The sequence below is a fragment of the Massilia cavernae genome (genome assembly GCF_003590855.1).
In the GTDB taxonomy this organism is placed as follows: domain Bacteria; phylum Pseudomonadota; class Gammaproteobacteria; order Burkholderiales; family Burkholderiaceae_D; genus Telluria_A; species Telluria_A cavernae.
On record NZ_QYUP01000198.1, the window covers coordinates 25,030 to 37,747 of the forward strand.

At 66.7% G+C, this 12,718-nt stretch carries 13 protein-coding genes and 1 pseudogene; 12 read left to right on the forward strand and 2 right to left on the reverse strand.

Going from position 1 to position 12,718, the window contains the following annotated elements; translation table 11 throughout:
- Nucleotides 1–75: 75 nt before the first annotated feature.
- A complete protein-coding gene (locus D3872_RS25420) occupies nt 76–327 on the forward strand; it encodes a hypothetical protein (protein WP_147374004.1) in 252 nt (83 codons plus the stop codon).
- A 60-nt stretch (nt 328–387) separates the two neighbouring features.
- Nucleotides 388–774 (forward strand): hypothetical protein, encoded by a 387-nt coding sequence (locus D3872_RS24750; RefSeq protein ID WP_119813256.1) that lies wholly within the window; start codon nt 388–390, stop codon nt 772–774.
- 156 nt (nt 775–930) lie between these two features.
- Here the strand turns inward: D3872_RS24750 and D3872_RS24755 are convergent, their stop codons facing one another.
- Nucleotides 931–2,517, reverse strand: a complete 1,587-nt coding sequence (locus tag D3872_RS24755; protein ID WP_119813257.1) for an enoyl-CoA hydratase/isomerase family protein — start codon at nt 2,515–2,517, stop codon at nt 931–933.
- Nucleotides 2,514–3,722, reverse strand: a complete 1,209-nt coding sequence (locus tag D3872_RS24765) for an NAD(P)/FAD-dependent oxidoreductase (protein ID WP_182915933.1) — start codon at nt 3,720–3,722, stop codon at nt 2,514–2,516. Before D3872_RS24765 ends, D3872_RS24755 begins: the two co-directional genes overlap by 4 nt.
- A gap of 144 nt (nt 3,723–3,866) precedes the next feature.
- Here D3872_RS24765 and D3872_RS27195 point away from each other — a divergent pair, with 144 nt between their 5' ends.
- The 10 genes and pseudogenes from D3872_RS27195 to D3872_RS24810 all read left to right on the forward strand — a co-directional run bounded on the left by D3872_RS27195 (nt 3,867) and on the right by D3872_RS24810 (nt 12,647).
- The gene (locus D3872_RS27195) at nt 3,867–3,995 is read left to right on the forward strand and encodes a hypothetical protein (RefSeq protein WP_274381769.1); all 129 of its coding nucleotides are present in this window, start codon (nt 3,867–3,869) and stop codon (nt 3,993–3,995) included.
- Nucleotides 3,992–5,401 (forward strand): phosphotransferase family protein, encoded by a 1,410-nt coding sequence (locus tag D3872_RS24770; RefSeq protein WP_119813258.1) that lies wholly within the window; start codon nt 3,992–3,994, stop codon nt 5,399–5,401. Before D3872_RS27195 ends, D3872_RS24770 begins: the two co-directional genes overlap by 4 nt.
- Complete coding sequence (locus tag D3872_RS24775) at nt 5,398–6,267, forward strand: alpha/beta fold hydrolase (RefSeq protein WP_119813259.1); 870 nt, start codon at nt 5,398–5,400, stop codon at nt 6,265–6,267. The genes D3872_RS24770 and D3872_RS24775 overlap by 4 nt, the downstream gene beginning before the upstream one ends.
- Before the next feature lie 133 nt (nt 6,268–6,400).
- Entirely contained in the window at nt 6,401–6,733 is a 333-nt protein-coding gene (locus D3872_RS24780) for a non-heme iron oxygenase ferredoxin subunit (RefSeq protein WP_119813260.1), read from the forward strand.
- 71 nt (nt 6,734–6,804) lie between these two features.
- On the forward strand, nt 6,805–7,470 hold the full coding sequence (locus D3872_RS24785; protein WP_119813261.1) for a CoA transferase: 666 nt from the start codon (nt 6,805–6,807) through the stop codon (nt 7,468–7,470).
- Nucleotides 7,389–9,017, forward strand: a complete 1,629-nt coding sequence (locus tag D3872_RS24790) for a CaiB/BaiF CoA-transferase family protein (RefSeq protein WP_119813262.1) — start codon at nt 7,389–7,391, stop codon at nt 9,015–9,017. Before D3872_RS24785 ends, D3872_RS24790 begins: the two co-directional genes overlap by 82 nt.
- A 41-nt stretch (nt 9,018–9,058) precedes the next feature.
- Nucleotides 9,059–9,990 (forward strand): annotated as a pseudogene (kce, locus tag D3872_RS24795) (3,5-dioxohexanoate:acetyl-CoA acetone transferase).
- Nucleotides 9,991–10,151: 161 nt separating this feature from the next.
- A complete protein-coding gene (locus D3872_RS24800; RefSeq protein WP_119813263.1) occupies nt 10,152–10,778 on the forward strand; it encodes an Rv3169 family protein in 627 nt (208 codons plus the stop codon).
- Nucleotides 10,703–11,392 carry a hypothetical protein gene (locus D3872_RS24805; RefSeq protein ID WP_147374006.1) on the forward strand — a complete coding sequence of 230 codons (690 nt, stop codon included), beginning with the start codon at nt 10,703–10,705 and terminating at the stop codon, nt 11,390–11,392. The genes D3872_RS24800 and D3872_RS24805 overlap by 76 nt, the downstream gene beginning before the upstream one ends.
- A gap of 199 nt (nt 11,393–11,591) precedes the next feature.
- Entirely contained in the window at nt 11,592–12,647 is a 1,056-nt protein-coding gene (locus D3872_RS24810; protein ID WP_119813265.1) for a DUF7064 domain-containing protein, read from the forward strand.
- The last annotated feature ends 71 nt before the right edge of the window (nt 12,648–12,718 follow it).

Sequence of the window (12,718 nt, forward strand, 5' to 3'; positions counted from 1 at the left end):
TCCCGGATCGAGCGCCCGGAGGCGGCGAGGACCGGACCGCCATGGCCGTTCGAAGGAGGGTTCCCATGGCGGGTCGTGTTTACCCAGACCAACCGCGAACAAGCCTGCCTCACGCTCGACCTCGCGGTCCGAGCGCGCAAGGCGGTGTCGAGCGCTTGTTGCGCGGCGGCCGATATCGATCGTCGCCAACCTGCCGACAACAATCGTTGCGCTCGCTTCGGGCTCGACTTACGAGCAGCTGGCGGCGATCAAGCCCGACATCATTTTCGTGCACCTGACACCTTCGGCAGCGAAGGGCCGTTACGCGACCGGGCTCTGTGCTTTTGACCGCATTCGCCAGGGATGGAGCGGCTCCACCCACCTTCAGGCGAAGCGGGCCAAAAGCCGATGGAAGAGGCGGCGGCTGGGTCGACATGGCCAGCCGGCTTCATCGCGCTTGCGCGTGAGCCGCGCTGCGCCACCGCGATTGCCACCGGCGAAGGGCAAAGTGAGGCCAACCTGCTTCCAGACCCGCGCCTCGTGGTCGATAATTATTTCCTGATCGACCAGGCGTTCAACGACTACCAGCGGAAGGCAGCGCAAACCGCGCCCAATCGGCGGCCCGGCCGACCCGTGATCCGGGCCAAAGGGACGGCTGGGTCTTACCTGGTGGGCTGGCGTCGGCAATCCAGTTTCAAGCGCCTGGCGCGCAATATCGGGCGCGTAGCAGAACTGCTGGCGACGCCGCGCTTCGGCAGCGACGAAAGCCGGCCGAAACATGGGGAAGCCCGCTGAGCGCCATCGCCGCGATGATGGGCGGCGCAGTAACACCACCCGGCCGAGGCGCTGGCCGAAAGCTGGCCAAATTTCTTAGAGTGGATTCTCGCCGGCCCCTGTGGCTGACCCGCAGCAGGCCCTCGACGATTCCTCAACATCCCGGCCCGATTTCATTCACCGAGCTGCAAGTGGAAAGGCCTGTCCGAAAAACCGTGCCGTTCCATCCGCCGCCTGACCAGCTTCAGCAAGACGCCAGGCGAGGATTCGCACGGGCCGCCGACGCCGGGCGGCGACAATGAGGCGGTCCTGCGCGAACCGGCTTGCGCACGGCCGGCGAGATTCGCGCGCCCATTGGCGCGAGAAGCGGGTCATCAGGCGGTTCAGCCTCGCCGATGTCTTGCGCAAGTACATCGGCCCGCCACGGCTGCGCGGGAATCCGAGCGCCATGACGCAGGCGATATCGATGTCGCCCGCGCGGGCTGCCGTGTTCGCGCGCAGCATCCGTTCTCCTTCATCGGCCAGGCGGGCGATGCTGGCAGGCGTGAACTGCCCGCCGGCGTCGGCCAGCACGCTACGCAAACGCTCCCCCAGCAGCGCGCCGCGGCCGATGACCAGCGCCCGTCCGAACGGGCGCAGCAGGCGCACCGCCGCTGCCAGCAGCGCGTCGTCGACGTCCGCCGTCAGCGCCAGCTCGACCAGGCCGCTGCTGTCGTCGGGCAGCAGCACGGTGATCGCATCGACAGCGGGCGCCTCGCCGCTGCCGACCGCATGCAGCGCCAGCTCGCCGCCGGCCCCGCTGGCGATCGCCGCAGCCTGCACCGCCGCCAGCCGGCTGGCGCGCGAACCGTCGATATGTATCGCCTGCAGGGCGCGTGGCGCGCTGTCGACCTTGCCGGCGGCGCGCTCGGCAAAGAAAAGGTGGCGCTTCGCCTTCGCCTCGGCCGAGTATTTGCACTCGGTCACCAGGCGGCGCTCGATCTCGACGCCTTCGTCGAAGCTTCGCTCGCACGCCGCGCGGACCGCCTCGATTGCCTTCAGCGGTGCGCTTTCGCCGGGGCGCTCGCGCGCGGCGCGCAGCGCGGCGACCGCGAACGCGGCCTCCGGGCCGCTGCCGTTGCGCGGCGCGATCACGGGCAGGTCGCGGGTGCGGCGAAGCGGCGCGTAGCGCCGCGCGCGCGCCCAGGCAATGGCCTCGGCGCGGAAATCGTCGTCCTGCGCCAGGTCGTCGACCAGACCCAGGGCATGCGCCTGGCCGCTGTCAAGCAGGTCGCCGAGCGCGGCGACACCGAGCGCGCAGTCGAGCGGAACCAGGCGTGGCAGGCGTTGCGTTCCGCAGGCGCCGGGAATGATCCCCACCTCGACCTCGGGCAAGCCGAAGCGCGCGCGCGGGCCGGCCAGCCGGTAGTGGCAGGCGAGCGCCAGTTCCAGGCCGCCGCCGAGCGCAGGCCCTTGGATCGCCGCCAGCAGCGGCTTGCCGGCCCGGTCCATCGCATCGAGCGCGGCATGGAAGAAGAACGGCTCGGCGCGGGCTGCGGTTTTCTTCAGGTCGACCCCGGCCGAGAACGCGCGCCCGGCGCCGACGACCAGGATCGCGGCCACCGCCGGATCATGTGCAAGCACCGGGAGCATGGCGGCAATCGCGTCGCGGATCGCGTCATACAGCGCATTCACGGGCGGGTTGTCAATTTCGATGACCGCCAGGCCATCGCTGACCGACAGGCGCACCGCCTCGTGCGCGCCGAACCCGGATGGCGCGCTCATTGGGCGAGCTTGCGCAAGTCCTGCTTGGGATCGGCCAGCAGCGCCGGGTCGACGGCGATGCGCTTTTCGATCAGCTTCTGCGCGAAGCGCATGTCCTTGGCCTGGTTGATGCCGAGCGCGCCGACGACGAGCCCGGCGTCGTCACGGTAGAGCATCATGAATTTCGCGCTGCCCGCCTCGCCGCGAACGATCTCGCCGCTGTCGCGCAGCCAGCCGCAGGTCTGGAGCTTGACGTCATACTGGTCCGACCACATGCTCGGCACGGCGCCATAGGATTGCGGCTGGCCGACCATGTTCCTGGCGGCGGCGACCGCATGGTCCTGCGCGTGCCGCCAGTTCTCGCTGCGGACCAGGCGCTGCTCGAATGGGCAGGGATAACGCGCGACGTCGCCGGCGGCGAAGATGTCGGGGTCGCTGGTGCGGCAAAATTCGTCGACCACCACGCCATCCTGGCAATCGAGTCCGGCCAGTTCGGCCAGTCCGGCATTGGGCACGACCCCGATGCCGACCACCACCACGTCGGCGCCGATGAAGCCGTGGCGCGCGGTCGCGACGCCGTGCTGGCCATCGACGCTGGCGAACGCCACGCTGCCGGCGTCGAGGTGCAGCCGCACGCCATGGGCGCGGTGCAGGTCGGCCATGTAGGCCGATAGCGCGGGCGGCAGCACGCGCGCCATCACGCGCCCGGCCAGGTCGATGACGTCGACTGCGCAGCCGCGCCTGGTCGCGGTGGCCGCGACCTCGAGGCCGATCACGCCGGCCCCGATGATCGCCACCCGCGCACCCGGCTGCAGCGCTGCGCGCAGCGCCACGGTGTCAGCCAGCGTGCGCACCCGGAACACGGGCAGCGAGGTGGCGTCGGCGCCGCCCGGCATGCGCGCCCGCGCACCGGTCGCAAGCAGCAGCTTGTCATAGGCGAGCGTGGCGCCGTCGGCCAGGGTCAGGCGGCGCGCGGCGCGATCGATCGCGCTGACGGCGTGGCCGAGACGCAGCTCGATGTCCTGTTCCGAATACCAGCTCTGCGCGCGCAGGAAGATGCGCTGGTCGGCGCTGTCGCCCTCCAGCGCCTCCTTCGACAGCGGCGGACGGTCGTACGGCGGCTCGGCTTCGTCGCCGATCAGTACGATGCGTCCGGTGTAGCCCTGCGCGCGCAGCGTTGCCGCTGCCGTATCCCCCGCCAAACTGGCGCCAACGATGCAAATCATAGTATTCCCCCAAAAATAGAAATTAAGCCTAATGATACACTTGCGAATTGTATTCTGGCGTGCCAATATAGCGTCAAGCGACATATTTCGGCAAGCACGCCGCACCGCATGGCCGATTGCCCCGCTCCCGCAACAGGAGGACAGATGCTCACCGCATTGGATGAAACCCTGCATCACCAAGGTCGCTTGACCTTCCAGCACGTATTGACCAAGCGCCACGTCGCGCGCGAGCGTGGCTTCTTCTTTCCCGTCTTCGTGGGGCGCCCGGTATGAACGACATCGAACCATCCCTTATTTCGGCCAAGCTGCGCAGTATCCTCGCCGCCGTGCGCGAGGACCTGCGTCCCGAACTGGCGACGCCGCAGGCGCGCCTGCGGGCCGAGCTGATCGACTTGCTGCTCACCCGTCTCGCCGTCGAGACCGATGCCGACGGTGCCGGCGGCGCTTATCAAGCCAAGCTGCAACAGCTGCTCGATGCGGCGGCGCCGGCGCCGGCCGCGAGCGAGGCGCTGCGCGCCCGGGCGTTGTCGGACCGGCTGCTGGCGGCCGACCTGGGCGATCCGGTGCAGCGCGTGCAAACGGCGCAACTGGTCGCGGCGGTCGCGGCGCTCGAGTGCAAACGCCGCGCCGAGGTCGAGGAGCGCGTCGTCGCGGCCGCCCGTGCGCAACCGGGCGGCAAGCGTTCCAGCAACGAGCTGGCGATTGCGCCGGCCGCATTGACGGCCTACCTGCGCCAGCGCTTCCCGGACGATGCGAGCATCGCCGCCGACACGCTGACGACGGTCCCGGGCGGACGCTCGAAGGGCACGATCGTGGTCGAGTTGAGCGGCGCCGCGGGGCCGCGCTCGATCGTGCTGCGCCGGGATTTCGACGCCAGCGTCACCGGTACTTCGGTCAGCTATGAGTACCCGATCGTGCGCGCCGCCTGGCGGGGCGGACTGCCGGTGCCCGAGCCGCTGTGGCTCGAGGACGATCCGGCGGCGATCGGCGGGCGCTTCATCGCGTTCTCCCGGGTCCCGGGGCGGGCAATGGGGACGCTGTTTGCCAGCGACGCCACGCCCGCATTCGTGCGCGAGTTCGCGGCCGCGCTGGCACGCCTGCATGCGCTCGACATCGACCAGGCCGGCCTGGCCGATCAGCTCTACTGGGGCAGGGAAGCGCATCCGGTGCGCGCGATGCTGGCCAGCTTCCGCCAGCGCTATCGCGCCAACGTGCCGGCCACGCCGCTGATGGATGCGGCCTTTGCATGGCTGGACCTGCAGATCGATGGCATCGGCGTGGAACGCGCGCTGGTGCATGGCGACGCCGGCCTGCACAACACCATGGGCGATGGCGAGCGCCTGACCGCGCTGCTCGACTGGGAGTTCGCGCATGCGGGCGACCCGGCCGAAGACCTCACCTATTGCAAGTACCTGGTCGAACGCATCCTGCCGTGGGACGAGTTCATGGCCGCGTACCTGGCCCATGGCGGGCGCCCGGTGTCGGAACAGCGCATGCGCTTCTTCACCGTCTGGCGCACCTTGCACCTGGCGATCCTGACCGGCGGCGCGCAGACGCTGTTTGAAAGCGGGGGCGACCAGGACCTGCGCATCGCCGGCATCGGCTACACCACCTTTCCGCGCCAGTTGCGCGACCTGGCGGCCAATCTCGCGGCGTATACCGGCGAGGTGCAGCCATGACACTGGCCGGCCCGACCTCCCACGTCTACGTCTCGCAGCGGCTGCGCCTCCATTACGTCGACTGGGGTAACTCGGAGGCGCCGCCGCTGCTGCTGCTGCACGGCTGGCGCGACCATTGCCGCAACTGGGACTGGATCGCGCAGCGCCTGCGCGACGACTGGCACATCATCGCCCCCGACCTGCGCGGCCACGGCGACAGCGCCTGGACCAGCGACGGCCAGTATTCGATGCCGGCCTACGTGTACGACCTGTCGCAGCTGATCCACCAGCTCAAGCTGGCGCCGGCCAGGATCGTCGCCCATTCGCTCGGCGGGCATATCGCACTGCGCTACAGCGGCCTGTACCCGGAGAACGTGTCGCGGCTGGCGGTGATCGAAGGACTCGGTCCGCTGCCAGGCACGCCGGTCGACGGCAAGCCGGAGCGGGTGGTGGAGCGGATGACCGGCTGGCTCGACGAGCAGCGTACGCTGGCCGCGCGCCAGCCCAAGCGCTACGCCACGATCGATGAAGCGTTCCAGCGGATGCATGCCGAGAACCGGCACCTGTCGCCGGCCCAGGCGCGCCACCTGACCTCGCATGGCGTCAACCAGAACGAGGACGGCACCTACAGCTGGAAGTTCGACAACTACGTGCGTGCCTTGCCGCCAAACGATATCCCGGCAGCGGAAATGGCGCACCTGTGGAGCCGTATCGCCTGCCCTACGCTGCTGGTCTATGGCAAGGACAGTTGGGCCGCCAACCCGCTCGACGACGGGCACATCGGCCATTTCCGCGATGCGCGGGTCGAGACGTTCGAGCGCGCCGGCCATTGGGTCCATCACGACCGCACCGACGATTTCGTCGAAACGATCCGCCAGTTCCTGTAGCGCCCAGGATGCGCGCCGCCAAGCGCGCGCTGCCAGAAGATTGCCAGGACGCTCAGGAGTTAGGCGCTGGACTATGTGGTACGTTACTGATACTATGCGCTTACGTACTAATTTTTTCCGATAGGTGAATCCGATGAGCGCTCAAGTAACAGAACAGCAGCTGGTGCAAGTGTGCACCGTTACCGATCTTGCCGATGGGGAGATTTTCAAGGCCGAGATCGCCGATCTCGGCAAGTTCGCCATCTATCGGGTAGGGGACGCGTTTTTTGCGTCCGACGACCGCTGCACCCATGCCGAAGCGTCCTTGTCCGACGAGGGCTATCTCGAAGGGTTCACGGTGGTGTGCAGCTGGCATGACGGGGCATTCGACATCCGCACCGGTGAAGTCAAGGCGCTGCCTTGCGGAAAGGCCCTGAGGACCTATCCGGTGGTGGTGCGCGAAGGCGCAGTGTACCTCACGATCTGAGTCTTGCCAGCCATACTGGCGCGCAAGAGCCTCGGACGTTGTCTCAAAAAACATAAAGGAGATCCAAGGCTATGGTTGCTCAATTGCAGATGTTGAAGGATGTCGTGGTGGTTCACCTGGGTGTTGGCATGGCGCCGGCGCTGGTCACCAAGTTCATGGTCGAGCTTGGAGCGCAGGTAACCCGGGTTGAACCGCCAGGCGGCGACCCTTTCGCCGCTGTGTATCCCGCCTACGAGGTGTGGCTGCGCGGTAGCGCGCTCGATGCCGATGCAGCCGCGTCGCCGGCACGCCTTGACGCCTTGCTGGCGGCGGCCGACGTCTGCCTGGTTGGCGGCGAGGATTATCCCGGCGTCGCGCGCCGATGGAATGCGGCCGAACTGTCGGCACGGTTCCCGCGCCTGGTGGTGCTCGACATCGAAGCGGCGCCGGCCGGCACCGAACACGCACAGCGGCCTGCCACTGAGTTGCTGGTGCAGGCGCGCTCCGGCCTGACCTTCGAGCATTTCTCCGACCGTCCGATGGTGATGAGTTTTTCGCCGGCCAACTTCGGCGCCGCCCTGCGCGGCCTGGCGGGCCTGTTCGCGGCACTCTACGAGCGCGAGGGCAGCGGCCAGGGGCAGGTGGTGGCGACGTCGCTGTTCGAAGGCGCAGCGGTTTGGGCCGGGGCAGCTGGTGCGAAGTCGAAAAGCCGACCCCGAACACCAGGTTCGTCATTCCGAAGGACCCAATCCCGCTGATTTTCCGTTGCGCCGACGGGGTCTTCATCCATTTGGTCATCGGTGCCGCCGGTTCCAAATACAAGATGTACCAGGCGCTCGAGATCGATGATCCAAGCGTCAGCCCGAACGACAGCGGCATGCCGACGCCGACCAGCGACCCGAAGAATTTCTACGGCAATATCGACCTGCTGGCGGCCCATGCAGCGAAAAAATCGAGCACTGAATTGCTCGAACGTATCTGGGCCCTGGGCCTTCCCGCCGAACCGGTCCTGGCGCCCGGCATGTGCTGGGACGAGCCACAAGTCCAGCACAACGGCATTATCGCGACCGATGCCGACGGTACCCGCCACGTCGGGCATCCGATGAAGACCAGCGCATCGCCGGCACCGTACAAGGAGCCGCGCAAGGCCGCCAACCCGCGCCCGCTCGATGGCGTGCGGGTGGTCGATTTCGGCGCGTTTGTCGCCGGCCCTTTCGCGTCCGTCGTGCTGGCCGACCTGGGGGCCGATATCATCAAGGTCGAAACACCGGCGGGCGACCCCAACCGCAGCATGTACCGCTGGTACACGGTCGCCAACCGCGGCAAGCGCGCAATCACCATCGACCTCAAGAATCCGGAAGGGCAGGCGCTGGCCAGGGACCTGTGCGCGAGTGCCGACATCGTCACGAACAATTTTCGCTCCGGGGTGTCGGCCCGGCTCGGCATCGACGTGGCCAGCCTGCATGCGCTGAAACCGGAACTGATCGTGCTTGAAAGCCCGGGGTATGGCTCGAGCGGCCCGCTGGCCGACCGCGCCGCCTTCGACATGGTGATGCAGGCCTTCTGCGGCCATGAACACCGCGGCGGCGGGGAGGGCAACGAGCCATTGTGGAACCGCACCTCGATGGTCGATTTCACCGGCGGCTTCCTGGGCGCGGTCGGCACCCTGGCCGCGCTCTATTACCGGACCCGCCACGGCGACGGCGCCACCATCGACTGCCCGCTGGTCAATGCCGGCATTGCGCTGTTGTCGGACCTGGTGCAGTGGCCGGATGGACGGTTCGAGGGCGGTGCGCCGCTCAATCCGACACGCACCGGCTATCGTCCCGCCGAGGCGCTGTACCAGGCCACCGATGGCTGGATCGCGCTTGCCGTTCGCGGGCGAAAGGCCGCTGCCGCACTGGCCACGGCGCTGGGGCTGGATGGACGGCTCGATCCGGATCCATTGCAATGGGGAGCGCAGGAAGCGGCCGCGGTTGGCGCGGCGATCGGCGCCCAGGCGTGTGCCAGCGCGATTGCGACACTGGAGGCGGCCGGGGTCTGGGTCGAACTGTGCCGGCGCGATGGCGACCAGGCACTGCTCAACGATCCGGCGCTGCAGGCGGCCAACACGGTCCAGGTGTCGACCCATCCCCAGTTTGGCGAAGTGCGCGAACTGGGGGCGATGGTGCGCTTCTCGCGTTCCAGCGCGGGGCACCGCCGCCATGCGCCGCTGCGCGGCGAATCGACGCGTGAACTGCTTGCCGAACTGGGGCGCAGTGCGAGCGATATCGACGCGCTCGCCGAACGTAAAATCGTGGCCTGACGCCAGCGTGCGCCAAGCCCTTCCTGCAGAAAAGGAACATCATGCATCACCAGAAAAAAGTCATCATTACCTGCGCCGTGACGGGCGCGATCCACACCCCGTCGATGTCGCCGTACTTGCCGGTGACGGCCGACGAGATCGCGGAAGCGTCGATCGCGGCGGCCGAAGCCGGCGCCGCCATCATCCACCTGCACGCGCGCGATCCGGAGACCGGCCGGCCGGACCAGCGTCCCGAAGCCTTCAAGCCCTTCCTGTCGGGCATCAGCGAGAGCTGCGACGCCATCGTTAACCTGACCACCGGCGGCTCGCCGTACATGTCGGTGCAGGAGCGCATCCAGCCGGCGCTGGTGCACCAGCCGGAGGTCGCGTCGATGAACATGGGCTCGATGAACTTCGGCCTGTTCCCGATGCTCGAGCGCTTCAAGGAGTTCAAGCACGACTGGGAACGGCCCTACCTGGAAGGCAGCAAGGACCTGATCTTCCGCAACACCTACGGCGACCTCGAGTATGCGCTGACCGAGCTGTCGGCCAGCGGCACGCGCTACGAGTTCGAGTGCTACGACACCTCGCACCTGTATAACCTGGCGCATTTCATCGACCGCGGCCTGGTCAAGGCACCGTTCTTCGTCCAGACCGTGTTCGGGATCCTGGGCGGCATCGGCACCCATCCCGACGACGTGATGCACATGAAGCGCACCGCGGACCGCCTGTTCGGCGACGACTACCGCTGGTCGGTGCTGGGCGCCGGACGCAGCCAGATGACGATTGCCGCCATGGCTGCGTCGATGGGGGTAACGTGCGGGTCGGGCTGGAAGACAACCTGTGGATCGGCCCCGGCCAACTGGCCCGCTCGAATGCCGAGCAGGTGCACAGGGTGCGCGCCATTGTTGAAGGCCTCGGCCTGGAAATCGCCACGCCTGCCGAAGCGCGCGAGATCCTGGCGCTGAAGGGGGCCGCCCAGGTCGCCTTCTGAAACCAGGGCGGCGGCGCGGCCCTGCGCCGGCCGCCGCCCTGGCTGGCGGTTCGGAACAGCCGTTCCAGCAGCGCGTCGGCGCACCAGCGCGGCCCGCTTTGTGGATTCATGCCAGAACCGCTGCTTGCAGCTGGGGCGACGCGTGAACAAGGAGATTCAGCATGCCGGAGCAGGACTTTGAAAAAATGGCGTTGACGCCATACGACGAATACCCCGTACACGCAACGCCGTATCCGATGAGCTACGTGCCGTCATCCGATTATGCGTGGGATGACGGCTATTACTTCGGTATCTACAACATTGAGCTGGGCGTTTTCCTGATCAACGGCATGCGCATTGCGCCCAACAGCAACGTGCTGGGCGCTCACAGCTCCCTCAATATCCGGGGCGTCCAGCGCACCCTGCGCCTGAGCCGCATCTGGCGCGACGATTTCAGCGTGTCGGTCGGCCCGCTGCGCTATGAATTCCTGGAACCGATGCGTACCATCCGCATGGTGCTCGAAGCGAACGAGTCGGGGATGAGCTACGACGTGGTGTGGCGCGGCCTGGCGCCGCCGCACTTGTCGGCCCACCACCGGGCGGTGCGCAATGGCCGCTACACGACTGACCAGAGCCGTTTCAACCAGGTCGGCACCGCCACCGGCTGGATCGAGATCGACGGCAAGCGCTTCGAGCTCGACGACGCGCCATGGGGCGCCGTGCGCGACCGCTCATGGGGACTGTACGAGAGCCGCCGCCCTTGTCGGGCGCCGCCAAGTGGCTGCCGCCGGCGCCGCCAGCACCGGTGACGCGCGCGCTGCGCTTCTCCTGCTTCCTTGAGAGCGAAGGGTTCTCGTCGTATTTTCATTTCCACGAAGGGGCCGATGGCGAAAACGTGTATCTCAACGACGCGTTCGGCACGCCGTTCGAGGGCTGGATCAATTTCGGCTGGGACGGCGCCGCGCTGAAACTGGTCTCGGTGCGGCACCAACTGCAGTTTGCGCCCGGCACCCGCTCGCTGTCCGGCGGCACCCTGGTCCTCACCGATGAAAACGGCGGCGAGTGGCGCCACAGCTTCGACGTGCCGCTGCCGCCGCACGTGCTGGGGCAAGTCGGCTATCACGTCGGCGCATGGCGCGACGGCGGCACCATCCACACCTATCACGGACCGGCCAACCCGGCGCTCGAGTGGGACGAGTTCGACTTTTCCGTGCAGCCGTGCGAGCACACCTTCCCCGGCACCGGCGAAACCCGCAAGGTGTTCGGCGTCGAGCACCTGGCGCGCTGTTCCAGCACTGCGCCAAACGGGCAGGTCAGCAAAGGCCGGGCCCAGATCGAAGTGTTCCTCAACGGGCGCTATGCGCCGTATGGCTTCGAAGCCCAGTCCGACCAACAGGGCCTGAGCGGTCGCGGCGTCGCCTGAGCAAGACCGCCAGCGGCCGCGCAACGAATGACGGAAGCAGGCTGTGATTAAAAAGTTGACAATTCTACGCACTATAGTAATCTAGCGAATAGAATGCTAGCGTTCTAATCGGGCAGGGGCCTTGCGTTAGCGTCGAGGCCTTACTGTGCAACGAGCCGCGCTCTTTGCGGATGGCAACCGCTTTCTCTTGGAGTAATACATGAACTTGATTGATGCGGAATTGGTAAACCCGTACAGCGTAGATCCTCGCAAGGAGTTCCCGCACGTCCCGGAGCACCAGGAAAACTGGACTGAATATCACTATTTTTTCGCTTACGACAAAGACGCGGACATCGGCATGTCCCTGCATATCGGACGCCTGGTCGAAGATCTGAGCATCTGGCGTGGCATCCTCTATGTTTTCATGCCGGGCGACGAGGTGCTCGTGCACAAATGCGTTGGCCGCGGCGAACACGCGCGCGGCTTCAATGCCGGTCCGCTCGCCATCACCTGCGTTGAACCGATGCAGCTGTGGACCATCGATTTCGATGGGGCCGCTCACTCTACGACCGGCAAGTCGCTCTGCCGCGATGTGCTGCGCGACGGTGTCGATGAAGTGATCAAGCTGCATATCCAGTTCGAGGCCGCCAGCCCGTTCTTTTCGCTCGATCCATCGAGAATCGACGGTCTTGCGGCAATGGGCTGGGCGCACGATCACCACGAGCAGATTCACACGATCAAAGGCGAGATCGTCCGTGGCGGAGAAGCTTATCGTTTGTGCGGCATGGGCATTCGCGACCATTCGAGCGGTCCGCGCGACACCGGCAAGCCGTTCGGCGGCGTATTCTTTAACGCTTTGTTCCCGAGTGGAAAAGCGGTCAGCTTCACCATGGTCAAGACCAAGACTTATGACGGTTCCTATGGGTATCTCTTCTGGGGTGACGGCTCCCCGCTGGAGCAAATCCGGGTGATCGAGTCGGAGCCGATCAACGATGCCGCTACGCCACTTGGCAGTGTTCATCCGGATGTCGCGGAAGGCTCACCGCGCTTCCGGGTAGTGCTCGGCACCAGCCGCGGGGAGCAAGTCATGGAAGTAGAGCGGCGGCGGAGCATCGCCACGACCTACGTCCCGCCACACCATGAAGTGGCCGGCACCGATTATGCGCGTCCGGAGGCAGCCCAGCAGACCAAGACCGTGGCACTCGTCACTTGGGACGGCGAGGTGGGTACCTGCCAACTCGATCGCTACGTTCGAATCAAGACCCTGAAACGCTAACAGCGAGGTACGCACATGCAGCCTGACCCTTCTATTTACCTCCCCGGCGCGCAACGCACCTTGTTGGATTT

Excerpts from the sequence above, each read along its gene's own strand:
- D3872_RS24770 (WP_119813258.1), top strand. The coding sequence starts at position 3,992 with ATGAACGACATCGAACCATCCCTTATTTCGGCCAAGCTGCGCAGTATC.
- D3872_RS24785 (WP_119813261.1), top strand. The coding sequence starts at position 6,805 with ATGGTTGCTCAATTGCAGATGTTGAAGGATGTCGTGGTGGTTCACCTG.
- D3872_RS24810 (WP_119813265.1), top strand. The coding sequence starts at position 11,592 with ATGAACTTGATTGATGCGGAATTGGTAAACCCGTACAGCGTAGATCCT.
- D3872_RS24765 (WP_182915933.1), bottom strand. The coding sequence starts at position 3,722 with ATGATTTGCATCGTTGGCGCCAGTTTGGCGGGGGATACGGCAGCGGCA.
- D3872_RS24750 (WP_119813256.1), top strand. The coding sequence starts at position 388 with ATGGAAGAGGCGGCGGCTGGGTCGACATGGCCAGCCGGCTTCATCGCG.
- D3872_RS24775 (WP_119813259.1), top strand. The coding sequence starts at position 5,398 with ATGACACTGGCCGGCCCGACCTCCCACGTCTACGTCTCGCAGCGGCTG.
- D3872_RS24800 (WP_119813263.1), top strand. The coding sequence starts at position 10,152 with ATGCCGGAGCAGGACTTTGAAAAAATGGCGTTGACGCCATACGACGAA.
- D3872_RS24755 (WP_119813257.1), bottom strand. The coding sequence starts at position 2,517 with ATGAGCGCGCCATCCGGGTTCGGCGCGCACGAGGCGGTGCGCCTGTCG.
- D3872_RS24805 (WP_147374006.1), top strand. The coding sequence starts at position 10,703 with ATGGGGACTGTACGAGAGCCGCCGCCCTTGTCGGGCGCCGCCAAGTGG.
- D3872_RS27195 (WP_274381769.1), top strand. The coding sequence starts at position 3,867 with ATGCTCACCGCATTGGATGAAACCCTGCATCACCAAGGTCGCTTGACC.
- D3872_RS24780 (WP_119813260.1), top strand. The coding sequence starts at position 6,401 with ATGAGCGCTCAAGTAACAGAACAGCAGCTGGTGCAAGTGTGCACCGTT.